The organism is Gracilimonas mengyeensis, assembly GCF_900182705.1.
Classification (GTDB): domain Bacteria; phylum Bacteroidota; class Rhodothermia; order Balneolales; family Balneolaceae; genus Gracilimonas; species Gracilimonas mengyeensis.
Window position 1 is genome coordinate 214650 of sequence record NZ_FXTP01000003.1, and the last position, 22488, is coordinate 237137.

Annotated in this window: 15 protein-coding genes and 1 other RNA gene; 7 read left to right on the plus strand and 9 right to left on the minus strand. The window is 45.9% G+C overall.

Annotated features, from left to right (window positions below):
- Window positions 1-227: 227 nt before the first annotated feature.
- The 3 genes from recR to dnaX form a co-directional block, all read right to left on the minus strand.
- On the minus strand, window positions 228-830 hold the full coding sequence (gene recR / locus FN815_RS05205; RefSeq protein WP_142453557.1) for a recombination mediator RecR: 603 nt from the start codon (window positions 828-830) through the stop codon (window positions 228-230).
- A gap of 74 nt (window positions 831-904) precedes the next feature.
- Window positions 905-1252, minus strand: coding sequence for a YbaB/EbfC family nucleoid-associated protein (locus tag FN815_RS05210; RefSeq protein ID WP_142453558.1), 348 nt, complete (start codon window positions 1250-1252; stop codon window positions 905-907).
- A 155-nt stretch (window positions 1253-1407) separates the two neighbouring features.
- Window positions 1408-3381, minus strand: a complete 1974-nt coding sequence (dnaX, locus tag FN815_RS05215) for a DNA polymerase III subunit gamma/tau (protein ID WP_142453559.1) — start codon at window positions 3379-3381, stop codon at window positions 1408-1410.
- Between the two features lie 705 nt (window positions 3382-4086).
- On the opposite strand from dnaX, the gene FN815_RS05220 reads away from it, so the two are divergent.
- The 3 genes from FN815_RS05220 (at window position 4087) to FN815_RS05230 (ending at window position 13311) form a co-directional block, all read left to right on the plus strand.
- Window positions 4087-8004: a response regulator gene (locus tag FN815_RS05220; protein WP_142453560.1), complete on the plus strand. Its 3918-nt coding sequence runs from the start codon at window positions 4087-4089 to the stop codon at window positions 8002-8004.
- 473 nt (window positions 8005-8477) lie between these two features.
- Window positions 8478-13037, plus strand: coding sequence for a T9SS type A sorting domain-containing protein (locus FN815_RS05225; protein ID WP_142453561.1), 4560 nt, complete (start codon window positions 8478-8480; stop codon window positions 13035-13037).
- A gap of 82 nt (window positions 13038-13119) precedes the next feature.
- On the plus strand, window positions 13120-13311 hold the full coding sequence (locus tag FN815_RS05230; RefSeq protein ID WP_142453562.1) for a PID-CTERM protein-sorting domain-containing protein: 192 nt from the start codon (window positions 13120-13122) through the stop codon (window positions 13309-13311).
- Window positions 13312-13646: 335 nt separating this feature from the next.
- Here FN815_RS05230 and FN815_RS05235 read toward each other — a convergent pair whose 3' ends face one another.
- From FN815_RS05235 to FN815_RS05255, 5 genes are all read right to left on the minus strand, one after another.
- On the minus strand, window positions 13647-15368 hold the full coding sequence (locus FN815_RS05235; protein ID WP_142453563.1) for an adenine nucleotide alpha hydrolase family protein: 1722 nt from the start codon (window positions 15366-15368) through the stop codon (window positions 13647-13649).
- On the minus strand, window positions 15368-16300 hold the full coding sequence (locus FN815_RS05240; protein ID WP_142453564.1) for a tetratricopeptide repeat protein: 933 nt from the start codon (window positions 16298-16300) through the stop codon (window positions 15368-15370). The genes FN815_RS05235 and FN815_RS05240 overlap by 1 nt, the downstream gene beginning before the upstream one ends.
- Before the next feature lie 334 nt (window positions 16301-16634).
- On the minus strand, window positions 16635-17933 hold the full coding sequence (locus FN815_RS05245) for an NCS2 family permease (protein WP_142453565.1): 1299 nt from the start codon (window positions 17931-17933) through the stop codon (window positions 16635-16637).
- 548 nt (window positions 17934-18481) lie between these two features.
- Entirely contained in the window at window positions 18482-18997 is a 516-nt protein-coding gene (locus tag FN815_RS05250) for a DUF1643 domain-containing protein (RefSeq protein WP_142453566.1), read from the minus strand.
- 161 nt (window positions 18998-19158) lie between these two features.
- Window positions 19159-19734 carry a DUF2179 domain-containing protein gene (locus FN815_RS05255; protein WP_142453567.1) on the minus strand — a complete coding sequence of 192 codons (576 nt, stop codon included), beginning with the start codon at window positions 19732-19734 and terminating at the stop codon, window positions 19159-19161.
- A 164-nt stretch (window positions 19735-19898) separates the two neighbouring features.
- On the opposite strand from FN815_RS05255, the gene ffs reads away from it, so the two are divergent.
- Both ffs and FN815_RS05265 read left to right on the plus strand, forming a co-directional pair.
- Window positions 19899-19999, plus strand: an RNA gene (gene ffs, locus FN815_RS05260) — signal recognition particle sRNA small type.
- A 250-nt stretch (window positions 20000-20249) separates the two neighbouring features.
- Window positions 20250-20447, plus strand: coding sequence for a hypothetical protein (locus FN815_RS05265; protein WP_142453568.1), 198 nt, complete (start codon window positions 20250-20252; stop codon window positions 20445-20447).
- A 26-nt stretch (window positions 20448-20473) separates the two neighbouring features.
- On the opposite strand, the gene FN815_RS05270 is transcribed toward FN815_RS05265, so the two are convergent.
- Window positions 20474-21310 carry an SDR family oxidoreductase gene (locus tag FN815_RS05270; protein ID WP_142453569.1) on the minus strand — a complete coding sequence of 279 codons (837 nt, stop codon included), beginning with the start codon at window positions 21308-21310 and terminating at the stop codon, window positions 20474-20476.
- Window positions 21311-21428: 118 nt separating this feature from the next.
- Here FN815_RS05270 and FN815_RS05275 point away from each other — a divergent pair, with 118 nt between their 5' ends.
- On the plus strand, window positions 21429-21800 hold the full coding sequence (locus FN815_RS05275; RefSeq protein WP_185957173.1) for a co-chaperone GroES: 372 nt from the start codon (window positions 21429-21431) through the stop codon (window positions 21798-21800).
- A gap of 111 nt (window positions 21801-21911) precedes the next feature.
- Window positions 21912-22466: a YitT family protein gene (locus tag FN815_RS05280; protein ID WP_342780477.1), complete on the plus strand. Its 555-nt coding sequence runs from the start codon at window positions 21912-21914 to the stop codon at window positions 22464-22466.
- The last annotated feature ends 22 nt before the right edge of the window (window positions 22467-22488 follow it).

Sequence of the window (22488 nt, forward strand, 5' to 3'; positions counted from 1 at the left end):
ATTCGCGTCGCAATCCACCTCCCTCAAGGGAGGACTATTCTTGGCAATAATATTTCTTTTAGCCCCATGGCTAAAGCCCGTCTGACCAAGGGAAAATCAACGAATCATACCATAATCAAACAATCCATCAGACGGGCTTGAAGCCGTCAGATGGAGAGCCATTTTCTCGCTCCTACGCTCTGCACCAGAACGAAATCAATCATCCGTCAAAAATCATCAATAATAAATCAAAAAGAATTCCGGCTGGCAAAGGCCCGGCTGAGTGTAGCCTCATCAATAAATTCCAACTCGGTACCCATCGGGATTCCATAGGCGATGCGCGTTACATCCACTTCGTAATTCTTCAGCAACTTGTTGATGTAATAAGACGTCGCTTCCCCTTCGGCGTCGGGATTTAGAGCCAGAATCACCTCTTTGATTTCATCATCCTCCCCGACCCGTTTCAGCAGTTCCTGAATACGCAACTTATCCGGACCGATGTTATCCATGGGAGAAATCACCCCGCCCAGCACATGGTAGCGCCCGCGAAACTCATTGGATTTCTCGATGATATACACATCATTAAATTCCTCCACCACACAAATGGCCGAAGGATCGCGCTTGGGGTTATCGCAAATTTTGCACGGATCGGAATCGCTCACATTGCCGCATACCGAGCAGCGGGTTACTTTTTCCTTGAGGTCCACGATAGCCTGGGCCAAGTTCAGCGCGTAGTCGTCATTCTGTTTCAGCAAGTGAATGGCAATGCGCTGGGCCGATTTCCGTCCCGTACCGGGAAGCTTGGCGAGCTGTTCAATCGCCCGCTCCAAATATTCTGAAGTTATCTGCATGTAGTAAGTGGCAAGATGTTAGGCGCAAGGCTCAAGTACTTCTTGTACCTAACACCTTGAACCTTGTAACTAATTTAGAGTCCGAGTTTTGACATGTCCATGCCGGGGATGCCGCCGCCGGGAATCATGCCTTTGTACATCTCCTGCATTTTTTCTTTGGAAGCTTCTTCGGCCTTCTCCAACGCCTTGTTCACGCCCGCCACAATCAGGTCTTCCAGCATCTCCTTGTCTTCAGGGTCAACAACGTCTTTATCCATTTCAATGGAAATCACCTGGCGCTGTCCGTTGGCTTTCACCTTCACCATGCCGCCGCCGGCTTCAGCCTCCACGATTACATCTTTGAGGCCTTCCTGCGCCTCTTCCATTTTCGATTGCATTTCCTGAATCTTGCCGAACATATCGGCCATATTAAAATTGCTCATTGTTCTATATTTGAGTTAATTAAATTCTTTTTCTTGCCACTAAATCACGAAAACACAAAATATGCTAACCGCCAAGGGCGCTAAGGTTTCGCAAAGACCGCGGAATAATTACCTTGCGAACTCCGCGCCATCTCCGTGTTCTCTGCGGTTAAAAATTAGTATTCCAGCTCGGCGCCGAAAATATCCACGATATCTTTGATAATCGGATCCTTCTGCTGGATTTGCTTAAAGCGCTCGTACACGCTCATCGGCTTATCTTTTTCACTTTGTTTCGCCACCGAGATATTAAAACGCAGCAAGGTGCCCACGCATTCCTTCAATTTCTTCTGCAGGTCCGTTTTCTGTTCCTCCAGAATCTTATGCGAAAATTGGCTTTCACATTCCAGGTATAAATCCTTGCCCTTCAGCTTCAGCACTTTCACACGCTCCACCTGCATTTGCAGCAGCTTGGGGAATTCATCTTCCAGCGAGTTCACATAATTAACCCACTGCTCCTGCACATATTCTGCCGTAATTTTCTCAGGCGCCGGTTTTTCTTCTTTTTGCGGGAATGATGCCGCAGCTGCCGCTTCCCGTTTCGGCCTTGAGGGCTTTACCGCAACACCTGCTTTTTTGGAAAGATTGGTTACAATAGCGGGAGCACCTATATCAAATTCGTCATCCTCGTCTTCTTCCGGCTCTGGCTCCATTGCCGGCTCTTCGTAATCAGGTTCTTCCACTTCAAACTCTTCTTCGTACTGCTCATCAGAAGACTCTTCGACACTATTGGTTTCTGATGGCTCCTCTTCAGCCGAATTATCTGCTTTAGCCTCATGCTGTAATTCGGGTTCAGATTCCGGTGCCGGTTCTTGATCTACCGAAGCCTGTTGCCCGTTTCTTTCCGGGGTTGCCTGAACCTGTTTAGGCTCTTCTGCTTCAGAAGCATCCTGGCCGTTTGCATTCTGTTCAGCTTTCGCCTCAGCCGTTGTTTTTTCTTGGCTTGAGCCGTTTTCAGAGGGGCTTACGAAGTTACCGGAGTTTTTTTTTAACTCCTCAAGACCAGCCAACAGTTCACTTAATTTTTCCGAGCGCTCCATGTGGATGAGCTTCAGCAGGGTAATCTCAAACTGTATGCGGGGCTGACTCGCGTCCTTCAGTTTAATCTGCGCCTCGCTGATGATGTGCAACATCCGCATCAAATCATCCCGCGAAAAATGCTTGGCCGTCTGCTGATAACGTTTCTTCGTCTCTTCGGATTCTTCCACCAAATACAACTGCTCCGTTTCATGAGCAATGTACAGGTTGCGCAGGTGCTCGGTCAGTCCGATTAAATATTCCTGAATGTCATAACCTTCCTGCAACAGCGTATCAATAAGCGAAAGACCGGCATCGGCATCGTGGTTTTTCACACATTCCATAAACTGGAACAGTCGCTCGGAGCCTACTACGTTCAGTGCTTGCAGCAGCTCGTCATGGGTGATGGTATCCCCGCAAAAAGCAATCGCCTGATCCATCAGCCCAAGCGCATCACGCAACGCGCCGTCAGCTTTCTTGGCAATTACGTGCAGCGATTCATCATCAATGGAAATATCCTCATCCAAAGAAATCTTGCGAAGGCGCTGCACAATTTCATTCACCGAGATCCGCTTAAAATCAAAACGTTGTACGCGGGATAAAATCGTGGGGAGTACTTTGTGCGGTTCCGTCGTCGCGAAAATAAAGATGGCGTGCTCGGGGGGCTCTTCCAGCGTTTTCAGCAGTGCGTTAAAAGCTGCCTTGGAGAGCATGTGCACCTCATCCACGATAAATACTTTGTACTTCCCGTTCTGAGGCGGAATGCGAACGCTTTCCCGCAGGTGATGCACGTCATCCACTTTGTTATTGGAAGCGGCATCCATCTCCACGATGTTCAGCGTCTGGTTCAGCGACTCGCCGTCCACACTGGTGTCAATCTCGTTGATGGTGCGGGCAAGCACGCGGGCCATTGTTGTTTTACCCACGCCGCGCGGACCACAAAACATATAGGCATGCGAAAGCCTGTTTTGCTTAATGGCATTTTTGATGGTATTGCTCACATGCTCCTGCGAGACAATATCGTCAAAAGAAGTAGGCCGGTATTTTCTTGTAAGTGCGCGGTAGGTTTCTGACATATCGACGTCGGTTTTACGGTCGCACCAATGTACAAAAAGTGTGGCAAAATTTTGGGAGGAAAAAGGAGGAAGGTGAACTTTTGAATATCGAATATTGAATACTGAACATTCAATTTCGAACTGATGCCATTTCAGCCGAGTTTCCGAAAAAACGTAACGATGGATTTTAAGCTACAGCTCCATCATTCGGCTCAGCTGGTACAGGCAACAATCTATCAAATAGAACGAGCCGGGTGATGGAAGCGGGCCAATAAGAAAAATCTCTCGAATACCGAACATTCAATCTCAAAGTTTTCCGGAACTGGGTTTCTTGATCTTGTTCGATATTTTAAAAAATATATTAATTACACCCCGAATAAGTCTCTCCGTTGCCTGTTCGGTATTCGAGTGCGCATCATGATTCCCCAACTCTGTGCAGACTCCCTGTTGCATAAGCTATGGAAGAATCATTGGAAATTAAAGAAAAACGCCTAACGCAAGCATCCAGCTTGTTTGGCTTCAAATTAGGTAAGATATTTTTTCATACCTGCGTTGGTCCAAGCGAGACGCTTGAACCAGAATACAGACGAGTGAATATCAAACTTTCAATATTTATCACAGTTGTTACAAACAATGAATAATCTCCTACGTCAATCCGGTTTTTTATTATTTGTAGCTTGATAAAGCTATATTCGGTCGCCACATCAAATTAAAAGGGTCGATTCATTGGATAAGGTACAGCTGGTTATTGGTCTGCTATTTGGGGTCTTTTTATGGGGTGAAATTTCGGCCCAGGAAACCAATCAAACCATACATTCGGGAATGCCCTATTTTAAGGTTTTCACACCTGCAGATTATCCCGGAGAACAACAAAACCGGTGGATCACGCAATGGAATGACGGCAGCATGCTCATTGCCAATTCCGGGGGTATGCTCCAGCACGCTGACAGCAAATGGAGAATTTTTGGAGCTGAAGACATCTCCTTTATTTCATCCCTTAAACGAAGCAAAATTGACAGCTCGAAAATATGGTCGGGCAGCTTTTCCAATATCGGATATTTTCAACGGTCCGACTCTGCCCTATTTGTTTATAAGTCGTTAACCGCATTATTGCCTGATAGTCTTCGTGATTTCAGTAACATCACCGCCATAGAAGAATTTAATGGAAGGGTCTTTTTCCTGAATGATTTGTACTTGTTTCAATACCATCCAGAAACACAGAAAGCAGGCTTAGCTGAAGCCGTGTACGAATTTATGGACAATCAATCTTTCCGGATTACGCACATAAGTGTATGGCAAAATGCACTGTTTGTTTTTGGGAACGATGGCAGGGTATTAAAACTGAATAGCAACGGAGAACCCGAATGGATTGGAAGTAGCCCCGAAGAAGACATGCTTGGGGTTACCGCGTCCGTTGCATGGCAACAATCTCTGTTAATTACCGACCGAAACCGTGGGCTCGTGCAATTTGACGGCGTATCATTTCAGGAATTTGAAACCTCTGTAAATGCCTACCTGATTGAACATGTCCCCTCTGATATCGCCATCTTCCGTAATGGTTCAATAGCTGTTTCAACGGATGATGGCGGAACGGTTGTAATTGATCAAAACGGATCGTTTGAATACCTGTTGGCCTCCAAAACCGGTTTGGTAGAAAATATTCACAATTCGTTATATATCGACCATAACGAGGACCTCTGGATTTCAGGAAATGAAAGCATAACCAAAGTGCATACCGGTGTTCCCGTGCGGCATATAAGTGGGGAAATTTTTGGCTTTGGGGATGCTTTGCAGATTACTCACTTCCGGGATCAGTTTTACATTGGCTCAATAGACGGCTTGTATGTTCAGGAATATCCGTTTCAGCAAATGCTTGATGCTTCTCCGCTGGATGTATTCACTCAAATAAGTCCTTCGCCATCTCCCTACTGGGATTTTCAGGTGGTTGAAGGAGAACTTTGGACGGCAGGAAATTCAGGCATATATCGCATTGACGGGCGGGAGCTAACACGGCTTTTTAATATTGAAACCTATTTTCTGCGACCTTTTGGAGAGGATAAAATCCTGGTAGTAACCAGTAACGGTGTGGAACTGCTGGCCATGCAAAATGGACAATGGAAACATGAGGGCACCTTGGATGTAGCCGCTTTTTATGTGTATTCCCTGGTGGTAACTAACGAGCACACCTTTTGGGCAGGAGGCGTACAAGGCCAGTTGGTAAAGGTGACCTACGACGCCAAAACCAATCGGTTCAGCCAAAAAAAATATGAAAGGGAAGACGGCCTGCTTCCCAGTGATTCCTACGAACCCACCCTTCAAAATGGAGAGTTGATCATCAACTCAAACAGCGGATTTATGAAATATGATGTACAGTCTGATCGGCTTATCAAGTATGATGTATTAAATGACGAGCTGGGTGGCTGGGGTGAATACTTATCAGTAGATGAGGCCGGGAATTATTGGGTGAACTACATTACCAGCGACTACCGCGGCATTATTCAATTAGAGAAAACATCGAGGAATGAATGGGAAAAAAGAGATACCGAATTTGAGATTTCACCGGATCATTTCGGGGATTTTATTGAAATAAACGGGCCGCATTTATGGGTAGGTTCGACCGAATCGGTGATGTACCGGGATTTAAATGTGCAGTTCGACCGTAGCGCCCCGGAGGTATATATATGGCAAATTCAGTCCTTGTTTGATCAGCAACTGTTAAGTCATTCAGGTCAGGTTAAAGAAATCCCCTATGACCAGCGCAACATCGGAATCACCCTGGCCTCCACATCCTACCGCTTTCCCGAAAAAAATGAATTCCGTTATAAAAAAGTAGATGGAGGCGAATGGTCGGGTTGGCGTGCCGAACCCGAAGTGAGTGTAAACAGTTTCTTCCCCGGCACCTATTCACTGACGGTTCAAACCAAAAATTTTGTACAGCAGGTATCCGCGCCGGTATCATACGCAATTACTATAGCGGCTCCCTGGTACTTATCAAACCTGGCCTATGGATTATATTTAATTGTGATCATCGGTGGACTTGTATTTTCGGTTCGCACCTTATCCAATTACCGTGTCCGCCGCGAAATGGAGCAATTGAAACTGCAGGAAGCAGAAAGATTATTTGAGCTGGATGCCATGAAAGACCGACTGTTTGCCAACATTTCCCATGAATTTAGGACGCCACTAACGATCAGTCATGGTCTGGTAAAGAAAGCATTGCAGCAATTTTCGGACGATGAGAATCATGAAATAAAAAAAAGAGATTTGTTGGTGATGAACCGAAATATGATCCGGCTGAAGGATATGGTAGACCAGATCATTGACCTTACTAAATCAGATCAGAATCACTTAAAACTCAAGCAGAAATATTATCCTGCAGAAAAACTTACTTCCCTTTCAGTGGAGTCATTTCGATCACTGGCTGAGTTTCATGGCCATCAGTTTGAATTCATAGATGAAACCAAGGATGCGATATTATTTGCCGACCGCTCCAAAGTGGAAATCATGATCAATAACCTGATTTCCAATGCCATCAAATTCACCCCAAACGGCGGTAAAATTATTATAAAAGCGGAAGTAAAGGATGACCAGTTTGTTTTGACAATATCTGACACTGGTCCCGGTATCCCGGCAGGTGATGAGGAAGCGATTTTTGAACGATTTCACCGAATTGAACGAAGTGAGGAAGACTATGTGGAGGGTATGGGAGTTGGATTAGAACTGAGCCGTACGCTAGCCCGTTTACATAGTGGTGACATTGTAGCTCAACCAGATGTTGCGCAGGGAGCCACTTTTATGCTTAGCCTTCCGGTTGCTAAAATTGAGGATACCACGCCCGTTATCATGCTGGAAGACTTTGAACACGAAGCTCCGCCACTTGTGGAAGACAGAACTGAAAAAAGTAAGCTGGAAAGACTGGAGCGTATCACCCGTAGGATTCTGCTTGTTGAAGATAACGCGGATATGAGGAGCTATGTGGAGGGTATACTGGCCGATCTCGGAGAAGTAACTACGGCCAATGATGGTGAAGAAGCATTATCGGTGATAGGCGATCTTCGCCCCGATTTAATTATTACCGATTTGATGATGCCCAATATGGATGGCAAAAGCCTGATTGAGAAATTAGCCGCACATGACTTATGGAAGGAAATACCGGTCATAGTGTTAACCGCAAAATCTCTTGAGCAGGATAAAACCGAGTTACTGCGTATCGGGGTGGTAGATTACATCACTAAGCCCTTTGAACCGGAGCAACTGATGCTTAAATCACGTAACCTGCTTACCTACTACAAGCGGAGACTCAGTGCTATGTCCGAGGCTTCTGATAATGAAGAAGAAACGCTGACGCAGCAACTCATTTCATATATCCGGGAACATTTTTCGGATTCCAACCTCACGGTAGACAGGCTGGTGGGTGAATTTCCCCAAAGCCGTCGTTCGCTTTACCGGAATATCCAGAAAGAAACGGGGATGACGCCTTCCGAACTGATCCGGGAAGTCCGACTGACTGCCGCCCGCGACCTGGTGAACCGCAATGAAAAAGACTACCGCCTGGCAGAGCTTGCCGATGCCGTAGGCTATAAAAGTGCCAGCAGCTTCCGCAAAGCCTATGAAACCCGGTTTGGAGTGCATCCTTTGGGGTGATGTTTCCCACACCCATTCAGTCCGGCCCATCTCCCACTACCTCACCCCCTAGCGCAAGCGTACCGCTTGTGCGGTGTTAGAATAGTACAGGATGTTTACTTCACACATTCGTTTGGTCCAAGCGGGACGCTTGAACCAGTACATAGGCTGAATATCGAACATTCAATATGGAACGTTGAATATTGAAGTCCGCCCATCTCGCAAGCGATAGAAAGGGTATTAAAAATACCCCTTTACCCACTAGCGCAAGCGTCCCGCTTGTGCGGTGCTGGAATAAGACAGGATGTCACTTCACACATCCGTTTGGTCCAAGCAGGACGCTTGAACCAGTTCGTGAGTGCCACGGCTTTTAACATAAAACGGCTATAAGCGTCCTTAAACCCACATTTGGCACACTAAATCAGAAAGTTGGCACACCTGAACCGATAAAAAAAGATAGGTTTTGAGTGGATTTTTAACTCACTCAACACGCTATGTATTTATTATTACGAATGGGCTTTTTCGGGGTGCTTTTATTTTTTATTACTTCTTTCATTGCGCAAGCTCAGCAAACGGAAGCCCAGATAGCTGCCGGTTATAACCAAAGCATGGTTCTTACAGAGAAAGGAGAACTTTATACTTTTGGTGCCGGGTATTTTGGTTCCACCGGGCAGGACATCAAACGAATTGATATACCCGGACTGGCAGAACGGTCACTATTAAATGGACAAAAGATCGTTGATCTTGCAATCGATGAAGATGGATCAGCTGCGATCATACTTTTAGCAGATGGCCGTATGTTGGGTGTAGGAGAAAATGATTTCAGCCAACTGGGTGGAGGCGCAATTAATTATCTAAATATGGCTGAAATATCTCGTCCAACCCTTGATACGCTGAATATTGTAGATGTGGAGATGGGGGATCGAACAACGTATTTCATCACAGATTCAGGTAAAGTTTATACGTCGGGAAGTAATGCAAATGGACATATTGGAACAGGGACCAATACTGACCCCATTGCAAAGCCCACTTTGGTGACAGGTATTTCCGATAAAAAAGTAAAAAGCGTCTCTACCAGCACTCTGCACACCTTCTTACATATGGAGAATGGAGAAATTTGGGCGTTTGGGCGGAATAGCAATGGAGAATTGGGTATTGGTAGTACAGTATCACAGGATATCCCAGTTCGAATCGATCACATATTCCCGGCAACCGGGGATTCATTGGTGAAAGCAGTTGCGGGGAATGGACTGAGTTTGTTTCTAACCGATTCCGGCAAAGTATATAGTGCAGGTTTTAAAAATTCAGCTCTGGGGTTTGATCCTTCACCTGCAGGGGACATACGTACCCCACAGTTGATCGACCAAACCAATATTTCATCCAAAAAAATTGTTGATATAGCACTAAGAGATCTTGATGCTGATTTTACCGCCCTGCTATTAGCTTCAGATGGTACAATATATAGTTTCCGGGGAAACAGCAGTTATGAGATAGGTCGATCCAAAGGCAGTCAACTGATAGCCGGACAAATTACAGGTCCTTCTGTTGCCGGGAAAACAGTGGTAGATATATACCCTTCAAATTCAGGGTTTATGTATTTCAAAACAAACGATGATTCCATTTGGGTTTTCGGAGGTAATGCTTCAGATAAGAGTCTTCGATATCTTGACATGCCATCCGGAACAGGAAGAGGGCCTGCTGCAGAAGTATATCCGCGGGTACTTGACTATACCCAAATGGAAGGTAGAGCCGTTTCAAAAATCTTTTCATCGCAATATCGTACCTATGTAATTACAAAGGATAGCCTACTTTACACCTTTGGAAATAATAGTTCGTATCCGAAGGAAATGCTGCTCAGAAAAGCCACTTCCGAGGTGGCTACTCCTACGTTGTTAAGCAAATCAAAATTAGGAGGTTACGCGGCAAAAAAAATATTCGCCGGGGGCAGACAATCATTCGTTCTGAACAGCAATAACGAGTTATACGCCTTCGGTAAAAACAGTCAGGGTGAGCTGGCTATTAAAGACAGTATGGATAAATATCAGCCTGTAAAATTAGACGCCTCCATGTATGGTCATAAAACCATAGAAGATATCGTGGTTGGTTATCGGGATTCAGTCAATGTTACCTTTATTCTAACAGAAGATGGTTCGGTATACGGGTATGGCAATAATTATTATGGTCAGCTTGGATTGGGGAACAACAGTTTTCAGGATAAGCCCGCACAGCTTACTCATTCCAATTTGTCCGGAAAAAAGATCATTCATGTAGCCACCAATGGTTATTCCAGTTTACTGGTGGCTGATGATGGTACTGCCTTTACCTTTGGATACGGTGCAAATGGGTTTCTGGGGCATGGTGGTTCTTCCAATCTGAATGTACCGACCGCGCTCACCCATAATACGGTAGCGTCAGAAAAGATCATCTATGGATCGGTAGGAGGAGAACGGAAGGACAGAATATTTTTTGTATTAGTTACTGAAAGTGGAAAGGTTATTAGCTTCGGAGAAAATTCGAATGGTGAATTGGGGGTTGGTTCGAAAACAGATACACCCACGCCGACCCTAGTCAGCAGTTCAAACATCAGCGATAAAAAAATCATAAAGGTTGCAAGCGGTTTTGATGGGTCTTTACTGTTGAGTGCAGATGGAGAAGTATTTGGTTTTGGGAAAGGAAGATCGGTTGGTTTTGATGTTTTTACCTTTCTTGACTACACCGAACCAACTCTATTAACTTCTGATAAAATAGACGGACGCTTTTCGGTCAATATTGCTTACGATGCAGAGCATTCATTAATTTTACTTGATGATGGTACCGTATTAACTGCTGCCCAAGATGGTTCCAGTACTATTTTGGACTATAATCGAGGTGTAAATGGCGTAGATGACCCAAGTGCCCCTTATGCAGAGCACATCGAAATTCCCGGTTTAACCACCTACAGTTCTCCAGTCCCCACCACAGATCTTGCACTCCATTTAGATGCCGGCAGGGGCTTTACTCAATCCGGAGATACCATTTCGGTGTGGGCCAATTTAGCCGATAGTTTGGATGCCCACGAAAGCACGGCTGCCTATCAACCCAAACGTGTAGACAGTGTGATCAACAACCAGCCCGGGGTGTTATTCGATGGAACTGATAATTCGTTAACCTTGCCTTCAGCTGCTGATCTCGGCATCAGCAGTTCTGATTACGAGGTGTTTATCGTTGCCCGTTCAGCTACTGTGAATTCAGAAATAGATTTTTTGATGGCCGGAGGAAATGAGCAATTTGAGTATCACCTGAATGGTTCTGCAGGCGGGCGGTTTATTCCAACAACCAGCCATTATAATGATCTTGGGCCTATTGGTGAATATAGTGACACTACTGCCTATCTTTTTAATTTCCGGGCAACCGAAACAAGCTCATTCAATGCAGTGAACAGAGCCTTGTCGCAAGTTTCTGCAAATGCACACAGTTCCTATACCGGAGACCTTTTCCTTGGAAAGCGAGCTGATGCTACCTACTTCTTTAATGGCTATATATCGGAAGTGATTATTTACAATTCGATACTTTCGTCTGCTGACCGCGGGCGTATAGAAGATTACCTCTATGCCAAATATGGTCTCGATAATAGAATTAATGAGCAATTTACTCTAACAGGAACGGAGGGTTGGAGGTTGCTGGCAAGTCCGGTGGCCGATTCCAGTTTTGCCCCGTTGCTATCCGATCTATGGACGCAGGGCTTTCCAGGATCTGACTCCCCTGATTACGGCTCTCCCAATGTGTTTACCTGGGATACCACTACGGCAAATGGAGATAACACCAATTGGAAGGCGCTCTCCCGTATGGACACCACTATGCAGCCGGGAGCGGCCGCCCTGGTATATGTTTTCAGTGATGATAATTATACTGAGGAAGGGGATACAGGCTTCCATAAAACCCTGACTGTTAAAGGAATAGAACCATTGGGTACCCAGGATCTTTCCAGATACCTGAATCCAAACGCAAACGGATTTGCCCTTATCGGAAACCCATTCCGCTATGATATCAACTGGGATGCAGTCACCAAAAACGGTCTGTCAAACTCGGTCTATGTATACGATCACAATGCCTCTGAGTGGAAAACCTGGAATGGCTCCACCGGCAGTTTAACTAGCGGAACCATTGGAGCATATAACGGCTTTTTTGTACAAACGCTTGGAGAGAGTGCCACATTGGAAATTCCCGACAGCGCAAAAACCTACACCGCCGAAGAGTTTCTGGGAAAAGAAGTAGCCAAGCCCAATCCTCACCATTTTTCCATCAAAGTGGCCAGTAAATCTGGTTTTACCAACAAAGCATGGTTCCAATTCTCAAAGTCGGCCAAATTAACAATTGATGCATCGGACGCCTATAAACTCCTCCCACTTTCAAGCCAATACGTGAGCTTGGCTTCAGTACTTGATGAATCCGCAGTCTTAGACATCAACCACCTCCCTTTGTCAAATGAGACCTTGGAAATTCCTTTAGAGTTGAATACGACAGAGGCCGGAGCTCACACCTTCTCACTTACAGATACGAACCTTCCGGAATCATGGAGGATAGAATTATATGACCGGGAAACTGAAATTACTACTCCCCTGGCGGAAGACTATAACTTCACCATAATAGCAGGCAAGACAAAAAAGACAGCTACTCTGAACCCCGCGTCTCCACCCGCACTGGCTACTGTTATTCAACCGAAGAAATCACAAGCCAATCCGGCTCGGTTCAGCCTTATTATCACCGCCTCTACGGTCGTATCGAATGAGGAGGAAATGAATGTCCCGGATATGGTTGAGCTTGCACAGAACTATCCAAATCCGTTCAACCCCAGCACCAACATAAATTATGGTCTCCCAAAAAATGCGGAAGTCACGCTGGAGGTGTTTGACCTGCTGGGCCGAAAAGTATCTACGCTCATAAACCGGGAAACCAAGCAAGCTGGAAGACACACCGTTCGTTTCGATGCGGGCAGCCTGGCTTCGGGATTATATCTATATCGCCTGAAGGTCGGCAACACCGTTATCACCCGGAAACTCACCCTTATTAAGTAATTAGAAATCAGGAATGATGAATGTTGAATGAGCCGCGTTGCCTAATAAATCATTCCCTATTAATCGTTTAACATCTTCTATCATGAAAATTTCCTTCATCCTTTTATTCACAATCTTTATCTCACTCATACTGACTACTCTGGCATTCGGTCAACCACCGGGCTTACCGTCCACCGCTCCCTCACAGGCTCCCATTGACGGAGGCCTTGGGCTGCTGGCAGCAGCCGGCGGGGCCTATGCCTGGAAAAAGCTCCGGGATAAAAAAGCGGAGTAATGCCCGGTGAATATCGAACATTCGCTTGTCCCGACTTATTCGGGAAACAATGGACATTGAATGTTGAAGTTCATTCCCGGCGAAAGTAATGGAATAAGTATTGGAAGTATAAAAATATCCCTTCACTTACTAGCGCAAGCGTCCCGCTTGTAAGGTGTTGGCATGGGCCACATAACTTACACTTCGCTTCCGGTTGATCCAAGCGGAACGCTTGAAACAGGACGGAGTCAAGAAATCCCCCGAATAAGTCTCTCCTTTGCCTGTCCCGTTCCGATGGAGGAGAGTACGGCTTTAGCCGAGAGAGGTGTTGGGACCAAGGCTTGGAGTGCTAAACTTTACTCCCCCACCCTGCGAAACACCTCAAAAGCCAGCCACCAGTTTAGTTCACCGGCCAGGTTTGTATTCTTTGCATCATAAAAACCGGAGACCAGCTGTTGTACTTTTTGTTGATTGTAGGCTGGGTATTCCCTTGCTGATTGGGATTGAGCTAAATCCCTTACATACTCTTCAATCTCAAAAAGAAAATCCGCCTGGCGGGTGGATTGATACTGCATTCCCAGTTTTTGTTTGATGCGCATCCACACGGCCGAACTCAAATCTCCCATCCAGTATGGATAGCTGACATCGCCTTTTACTAATGGAATTTTCTGTAATTCCGGTGCATTTTCACGGATAATTTCACGAAACAAACGAGCGTTCTTGCGATAGCTAAGTGGTAGCCCCAGCGCCTGACGAATAAGTTGCGGCTGCAGAAAAGGCATGTAGTTAAAGAGCTGGGCATCGGATCGTGCCTGCTCCGGCCCGGCCCCGTTGGGAACCCGCGTGCGGATGGAAAAAAGATCCAGCCAGTTTTCCAGTCCAATATCTTCTGCATTGGGCATGGCCTCCAGTTCCTGCTGAAGCTCTTCGCGGAAGCCCCGATGCATTTGCCGGCGGACTTCCTCCACAAAAAAATCACCCCGAATCAGAGTTAAATACGGAAGCAAGGTCTCAGCGTCTTTATCGAGCACAGCCTGTTTGGCTCGCAGCATCACCGACACCATAAAGCGGCGCCGGGCAATTTCTCCAAAACCACCATCTACCACGGCAAGGTTCAACTCACAAATTTTCTGATAAGCCTGAAACCCAACCAAATGTGAGGGAGAAGACGTAAACAAGGTTTGTCCGATGAAATCAGGAATAAGGGTTTCCAGTTTTTCGGCAGGAGGAATGGCTTCATGAAAAATGTGCTGCGTTCGACCAAAAGGCTGATTTAATTGGGCGGCGGTATGCAAGTCGGGATGATCAGGATCGCCAAAGGTGTGTAACCGCCAGTCTTCCTCAGACGCCTGCAGCAAGCTTGCAAAAAGCGTGCGTGAATCCATGCCGCCAGAAAGTCCCAGAGAAAGTTTTCGATTCTCTTTCAGGGGTAAAGAAGTGAAATTAAATAGAGATTGCTTGAAAGCTACAGGTTCAGTTTCTGCAAAATCGCAAGTCCAGCGCAGGTTGGTAAGTTTTTCAATTTTCCCGGATTTCACTACCGCATGTCCGCCCTGAGATAATCGCTGAACGCCGTTTACGAAACCCTGAGATGAAAACTGATTGATAGCCAGCCAGCGGCTTCCAAATCGTTCCCAGTTAATGTTCGCTTCTGGAACCAGCTTCATGAGCCAATCCAGTCGGGTTGAAAACAGTGTAAACCCATCGCCTTCGTGCAGAAATATGTTACGCATTCCCAGCTGGTCGGTAGTGCACTCAAGGCGATCTACATCCCATTGCACCACTGCGAAATGCCCGTTTAGCTGATGGAGAAATTCTTTTCCTTGAGATACCGCTTTCTCCCAATCATTGGCTTTCATCAGCCGGGGATTTTCAGTCTGACTAATCCCTATTCCCGATGCCAACCAGCCTTTTTGCTGTTCAGGATTGCGGTAGTAATGGGTGGTACTTTCCAGCCCTCCGCCGATGAGATATAAACTCTCAAATTCGACCTCTAAAAGCGGAGGAGCACCAGCTAAAACTTTAATTTTTTCTTTCAGGGATTGATTGTGCCCCGTAATACCTACAAACCAACTCATTACCTGCGGGCCAGTTCTGCTTCACTGGCAATGTAGCCAAAAGCTGCCCAGTTGCCGTTTTCAACCACATCTTCCCAAATACCGTAAGCTCGTTCTTCCCGACCGTTGATGTGATGCCAGAACCCAAGTCCATAACCCAAAGTGGCGTTATCCAGTGCAGAGTTATCGTCATCCAGCACTTCTTTTTCGGTGAATTCACCTTTGAAGACCATCAGCAATTCATGATAACTGGTGTTTTCAATGAGGTCTAAATCAGGAGAAACCTGTTCCAGCAACTGACCGGCTTTTAGGTCGTTGCCCACTTTACGCAGACTCATATAGTACCAGTACAAGAAAGCCACGCGCATATCGTCGTTATCGGCTACCTGCAGTCCCGCATCGTAAGCCAAATTAGCCTGATCGTATTCGCCTTTCAAATAATGGGCCAGTCCCAGATGATACCAGGTATTGGTTTGAAGCGAGCTAAGCGGAATGCCCTGCGCATTTGGTAAACCGTCCGGTTCGGTTTGATCTTCCTGCCCTTCAAATAGTTGAGCCGCTGTTTGAAAGTCATCGATGGCTTCATCAAATTGGCGTAGCGTTAAATACCGGTGTCCGCGATGACGATATAGCCAAGGGTTTTCGGGATAGGATTCTATGGCTTCGCTAAACTCTTCCAAAGCCTGACGATAATCACCGGAATAGGCCGTTTTTCGGGCTTCCCAAATCAAGTGATTTACCGTATCACCCTCGGCCAAAGCTGCTGCACTGAGGGAATCAATACGGCTTGATAATTTTTCTGGCAAGGGCTGGATGTTGGTTTGAAGTGTATCCCCAATAAGCGAGAGGGCCTGTACATCTGCAGGTAAGTCCGCCGTTTCAGGAGAGGATTCTTTCTGTTGGCAGGCTACACTTATCAATATCACAAAGACCAATAATGGATAAAATCTCATAGGATTATATTGGGTTAGAAAGAGTTCAGTAGGATTCCACAATTTCCTTGTGTGGAAGCACTTAAGCAAATGAATATCGAACATTGAACAAGGAACATTGAATGTCGAAGTTTTCGAACTAGAATTATGCCTCCTAGCCTTTACTCAAGAGCAAATCTTAATACCACCACAAAAGTTTCTCCTTGCCAGTTCCGAGACTTCAGGGAGGAGAGTACGGCTTTAGCCGGGAGAGGTGTTGCTGCAAAGGCCTCTCAGATAAACTTAATTCTTCAGACCGCAGAAGCGTAGAGTCCTGCATAAATCACTGAAATAAGCGGTCGGACAAAGTTTTCCTCTACATCCCCGTAATCACCAGATTAATAGCTGACAATATCCCAACAATCCACATCACCCATCCGATTTCGCTAAACTTCCCTGACCCTATTTTGAGGAATATCCAAGCCAGGAAACCAAAAGTGAGTCCCAGGCTGATGCTGTAGGTGAGCGGCATCAGGATGATGGCCAGAAAAGCCGGAACCAGGTCGCCCCAGTCATCCAGGGGAATTTGGCGGATGTTGCGAAACATGAACACCCCTACAACCACAAGCGCCGGGGCTGTGGCATAGTCGGGCACTAATGCTATCAACGGACTAAAAAATAATGCAGCTAAAAAAAGCAGAGCAGTAACCAGTGCGGTCAGGCCGGTACGTCCTCCATCTTCAATGCCTGATGCTGATTCGATATAGGTGGTGGTAGTGCTGGTACCCATCAAGGAGCCGAACACCGTTGCTGCCGCATCGGCCTCAAGCATCGTATCAATTTTGTGAATGGAACCGTCTTCCTCTACCATGTCGGCTTCGTAAGAGCAGGCCACCAGCGTCCCTACCGAATCAAACAAATCCACAAACATAAAAGAGAACACTGCACCAACCAGCCCCCACTGCAAGGCTCCCAAAACATCCAGCTCAAAGGCTACAGGCGCCGGAGAAGGCGGCATGGAAAAGAACGAACCATCCCAATGTACATGACCGGTGATAATAGCCAGTGCCGTTGTCACAACAATCCCGATCAAAATGGAGCCTTTTATTTTTTTGGATTCCAGCATCACAATGATCAGCAATCCAACCAAACCCAACAGCAGTTCAGGGCCAAAAGACCCCAGAGCCAGCATGGTGGCCTCATCCGGCACAATCAGCCCCATGTTTTGAAAGCCGATGAAGGTGATAAAAAGTCCGATACCCGCCGGAATAGCCAGTCGCAACGAAAGAGGAATGGCGTTCACGATTTTCTCCCGGATGCCGGCTAGCGTCAACACCAAAAATACCACGCCTGAGATAAATACTACGCCCAAGGCCGTTTGCCAGCTGATGCCTTCGCCAACCACCAGCGTGTAGGCGAAAAAGGCGTTGAGTCCCATTCCGGGCGCCATAGCCAGCGGTGCCTTTACCCAGAAAGCCATCAGCAGCGTACCGAAGCAAGCGGCCAGACCGGTGGCCGTAAGTACCGCATCAAAGTCCATTCCTGCATCGCCCAAAATCATCGGGTTCACCAGCAGGATGTAACTCATGGTTAGAAAAGTGGTGAAGCCGGCAGCCACTTCTTTGCCGGCTGGGGTTTCTTCACTCATCCCCAGAGTGGAGCGTAACCAATTCATCGGTCATCTTTTTTGGGTTGATAGTTCGGTCACGAAATTAGTGAAAAATATGGTAGCTGTTTTAAGATCAGCCCCTGGGATATCGAAGATTGAATAAGGAATATTGAATAGCGAAGTGGTCGGGATGTATTTCATTACCATGAACCTTCATCAAGCATTCGGGCCAAAATGGATATTTATACCGAAGTTACGTTACCTACTAGCGCAAGCGTCCCGTTTTTGCGTTGTTCAATTGGGGGGGGCGGATCATTGAAACGAACCAATTTTAGTCCAAGCGAGACGCTTGAACCAGTTGAAATTTGATAGTTTCCAGGTTGGAGTATCATTACAAGATTCACCTTCCCCCGACTCTTCCAAATGTCGCACCAAAAAACACTTTCCGTCACTACTTACTAGCGCAAGCGTCTCGCTTGTGCATTAGGGTACGGATCATTGAAGCCAACCATTTTTCGGTCCAAGCGGGACGCTTGCACCAGTTGGTTGTTAATAGATCTTTTGAGGTTGCACCTCAAAAGTAAAAGCCCGGCGAGGCTGTGCCTCGCAGTTGCCTACAAATTCCGCACGTAACCATCCAGGTCAAACACTTCGGGAGGGGCAGTTTTTTTGAGGTAGAGCGGATGATGAGGATGTCCGGCTTTGGAGATGCGTCCGCGTTTAAAATACGTACAGCCACTTCCGTCCAGTACCTCATAAATATCGGAGAGGCAGCGGCTCAGGTAATCACGCTTTTCAATCAAGGTACCCCAGGCGCACCAAACATCCAGCGATTTACCAGACACCCATTCTTCAATGGCATCTACATTTTTTAGATGTAGCTGCTTTTGAAACCGTTTATGCATCTTATCGGGATTGGTGGCGCGCTGTGGGTAAAGATTAAACATCAGCCAGCCATCATAGCCACGGGCTTCGGCAAAACGAGCCACAGAAGCCACCGTTGGATCGAGGTTACCGGGTACGGCTGTACTGGGATTCACCCCAAAACAAACGAGCGGATTGTCTCCTTCCTCGCCCAGAGAATAGCGCGCTTTGGGTTCATCGTGATCGTAAATCCAGTTGTCAGACATAAAATTTGTTGGTTTAAATGACGGGCGCAAAACTAAATGATTATTTGCGGAAAGGGTAGTGGAGATTAGGCACAAGTCGCAAGATTTTAGGTGTTAGGTATTAGTTTTTAGGTTTTAGATTTTTCTTGCGCCTTGAACCTAAAGCCTAACACCTTACACAACTATAATCCCTTACGGATGCGGAGGAGGCGATCAATGGGGCTACGCTGATCGGGATCTACCATGTGGTCATGATGTTTGTTGGAGTACTTAACATCCTCGGAAGAGAAAAAAGCATCCTCATCAATTTCTTTTACGATATCGAATACCTGATTCAGCTTCTTGCGCTTCATCACACTAAAAATAACTTTTACGTCATTGAAGCCTCCTTTGCCATCTACACTGGTGACCGCTACCCCCGCTGCTTTTAATGCCTCAATGAGTTCTTCAGCTTTTTGTAAGGTAATAATACGCACCAGTACCGTGCCCACCTTCACCTTGTCTTCAATGTACAAACCGATGAACGTTCCGGCAGAAAAGCCCGCAGCATAAGCCACGTAATTCACCCAGTGATCCAGGTTGGTGAGTAGCTGAGCTACCACAATCACCCAAATAAGCACCTCGAAAAAGCCGAGAGCCGCAGAGGCCAATTTATATCCCCGTGAGACCATGGTAATACGCAGTGTTCCCAAAGAAACATCTGCTATACGTGCAAAAAAGATGAGTACAGGTAAAATGTAGGCCGGAAATTCAGGCATGAGATTCTTACTTATTTAGATGATATAAAGCATTAAAGATAAAAATAAACACGGGGCTGTTATACCGTTATTTTCCTAAAAGTTCAGATTAGTCTCGCTCTACAAAATCATCTCAAATTATTTCTTGATAGTGGCGTAGGATAAGCCTTATCTTTGAGATTCATGGGCAAGTCCTATACAGCCAGCTCCCTTTGAACTCCGTCAGGGCGGGAACGCAGCAGCGGTAATCTGGTCGTAGCGGCGTGATATAGGTCGCTTGCCCATTTTTTTATTCTTTTCTTTTTCTGATACCTACCCCGCCATTCATCTATATTTTCATTCCTTAAGTTGCCAAAAACGCCGTTCTTCGCCCTTTTCGGAACTTTTGCAGCATATCAAAGTAGTAGTGTGTATAAAGTTGCACCGCATTTGGTGCAATACGTTGACCAACAGGGGTATTTCCATTGCTGACACCATGGAATATGACAAAGTCCTGTTACTTTCACTTTTTTGAACACAAATAAATCTACTAAACCATGAAAAAGACCATAGGCAGTATACTAGCAGGTGGGGGATTATTAGGAGTCATTTACTTTTCCTACCAATATTTCCAAAACTCAGAATCATTTGAAGCCTTCGGTGCAGATGTAGCCGTTAGTACCGGCAATTACGTACCCATCATTATATCAGCTGCTGTGATGATAGTGGGTGTATTAGTTACCAGAATGAAATAAAGCTACGTTGTGAGCTATTTAGACAATTAAATCCCACACAACTTTTTACTGATATCCCAAAGCAATTCGGCCGCTTCTTCATCTCTTGCTGTTTTAGAAGGAGTGGCCGCTTTTTTGTCTTTAAAATAAGCCCCGTTAACGCCTTCTACTTCTGGCGAACTTGCAAGATAAATTGAGGTTTCCGCACCCTTTTCCGGGGAGGTGAGGAACGGCCCCATCAGCTTAAACATGGTGCTCATAAACCAGCTGCCACTTTGCGCAAAATTAGATGCTATCACTCCCGGATGTAAGCAGTTGGCGGTTACACTGGTCTCAGCCAGACGGTTAGCCAGTGCTGTAGTAAACATGATATTGAATAGCTTTGAGTTGCAATACGCTTTGAATGGTTTATAGCCTTCATGCAGCTGCAGGTTATCCGGATCAAAGGTCCCACCCTGATGGGCATCCGAGGCTACGCTGACAATACGTGCCGAATCAGCTTTTTTGAGCTGTGGCAATAGCAGGTTCGTAAACAAAAAGTATCCAATATGGTTAACGGCAAAGGTTTTCTCCAGGCCATCCACCGTTTCCTCTTTTTCTGATGCGAGGAAACCATGATTATTAATCAGCACATCAATCTGTTTGTACTCATCTGTTATCTTTTGGGCAGCCTGGCGTATTTCTGACTGGATGGCAAAATCACACAGCACTATTTCAATGCCACGATTTCCGGTTTCATCTATGATTTTTTGGCGGGCTTGCTCGGCTTTATCTTCATTCCGGCAAACCATCACCGTATAGGCGCCTTTTTCCGCAAGAGCTTTCGTTGTTTCGAAACCAATGCCTGAATTAGCACCGGTTATAACACAAAGTTTATTATTCATGAATGATGAGTGAGTTTCTGTGATTTTTCATTATAAGATTTGCTGCAATCCCGTAACACAATGATTTACCAAAGCAGCAAATTCCTTATCTTTGTCCTTTTACTAATAATTGCGCTGTATGATACAAGAATATCTGAACTCAGTCGAAAAATTTGTGGTAGTGGGCGATCGCGTGCTCATAAAACCGCGTGATATGGAAACCCATACCCGCAGCGGGTTGGTACTTCCGGCCTCTGTTAAAGAAAAGGAAGAAATCCAGAGCGGCTATATTGTTAAAACCGGTCCGGGCTATCCCATCCCCAACACCGAAATTGAAGAAACCTGGAAAGGCAGTACCGATACCAAATACATTGGCATGCAGGCAATTGCGGGTGACCTCGCCATATTTCTAAAAAAGCAGGCCTACGAGATTGAATTTGAGAACGAGAAGTACCTGATTGTGCCTCATGCCGCCATATTATTACTCATAAGAGACGAACCCAATACTTAGATGACCGATACGGACTCAACCACTACCTCTGTAAAAAATACCCAAAACAAAGAAAAGCAACTCCCCGACCCTCCCAAACACAGTATTTTGGATGACGTACAGGGCATTCTTATGGGTGCCCTTTTTGCCTCTTTTGGTATCGCTATTTTTACCCACATGAATTTTTTGATTGGAGGAACCGCCGGTGTGGCTTTTCTTACTCAATATTCAACTTCCCTCACTTTTGGCCCGGTTTTCTTTGTCATCAACCTACCCTTTTATGTACTGGCTATAAAAAAGCTGGGATGGGAATTCACTATCAAAACCTTCTTAGCCGTATTCACGGTTTCTTTTGCCAGCGAGATGGTTCCCATGGTTTTTGAGTTTGGAGAGATCAACCCCTTTTTCGCAGCTCTTTTTGGCGGCTTCCTGATTGGCAGCGGCCTGTTGATGTTGTTTCGTCACAATGCAAGTCTGGGCGGGCTTAACATCATGGCTATATTCCTGCAGGATAACTATGGCATTAGCGCCGGTAAATTCCAGATGCTCATTGATACCATCATTATCCTCGCTGCCTTTTTTATTGTAGATTGGAAAGCGCTGGCTTTTTCAGTTCTTGCAGCGGTGGCTTTAAATATTATACTGGCTATCAACCACAAGCCGGGCCGTTACCGCGTAATGACTTAAGAACTAAAGCATCCTGAATATT

Bases quoted from the DNA above. Each gene is read 5' to 3' on its own strand.
- FN815_RS05225 (WP_142453561.1), top strand. From the start codon at position 8,478: ATGTATTTATTATTACGAATGGGCTTTTTCGGGGTGCTTTTATTTTTT.
- FN815_RS05240 (WP_142453564.1), bottom strand. From the start codon at position 16,300: ATGAGATTTTATCCATTATTGGTCTTTGTGATATTGATAAGTGTAGCC.
- FN815_RS05270 (WP_142453569.1), bottom strand. From the start codon at position 21,310: ATGAATAATAAACTTTGTGTTATAACCGGTGCTAATTCAGGCATTGGT.
- dnaX (WP_142453559.1), bottom strand. From the start codon at position 3,381: ATGTCAGAAACCTACCGCGCACTTACAAGAAAATACCGGCCTACTTCT.
- FN815_RS05235 (WP_142453563.1), bottom strand. From the start codon at position 15,368: ATGAGTTGGTTTGTAGGTATTACGGGGCACAATCAATCCCTGAAAGAA.
- FN815_RS05230 (WP_142453562.1), top strand. From the start codon at position 13,120: ATGAAAATTTCCTTCATCCTTTTATTCACAATCTTTATCTCACTCATA.
- FN815_RS05245 (WP_142453565.1), bottom strand. From the start codon at position 17,933: ATGAATTGGTTACGCTCCACTCTGGGGATGAGTGAAGAAACCCCAGCC.
- FN815_RS05255 (WP_142453567.1), bottom strand. From the start codon at position 19,734: ATGCCTGAATTTCCGGCCTACATTTTACCTGTACTCATCTTTTTTGCA.
- FN815_RS05250 (WP_142453566.1), bottom strand. From the start codon at position 18,997: ATGTCTGACAACTGGATTTACGATCACGATGAACCCAAAGCGCGCTAT.
- FN815_RS05210 (WP_142453558.1), bottom strand. From the start codon at position 1,252: ATGAGCAATTTTAATATGGCCGATATGTTCGGCAAGATTCAGGAAATG.
- recR (WP_142453557.1), bottom strand. From the start codon at position 830: ATGCAGATAACTTCAGAATATTTGGAGCGGGCGATTGAACAGCTCGCC.
- FN815_RS05280 (WP_342780477.1), top strand. From the start codon at position 21,912: ATGGGTGCCCTTTTTGCCTCTTTTGGTATCGCTATTTTTACCCACATG.
- FN815_RS05265 (WP_142453568.1), top strand. From the start codon at position 20,250: ATGAAAAAGACCATAGGCAGTATACTAGCAGGTGGGGGATTATTAGGA.
- FN815_RS05275 (WP_185957173.1), top strand. From the start codon at position 21,429: ATGATACAAGAATATCTGAACTCAGTCGAAAAATTTGTGGTAGTGGGC.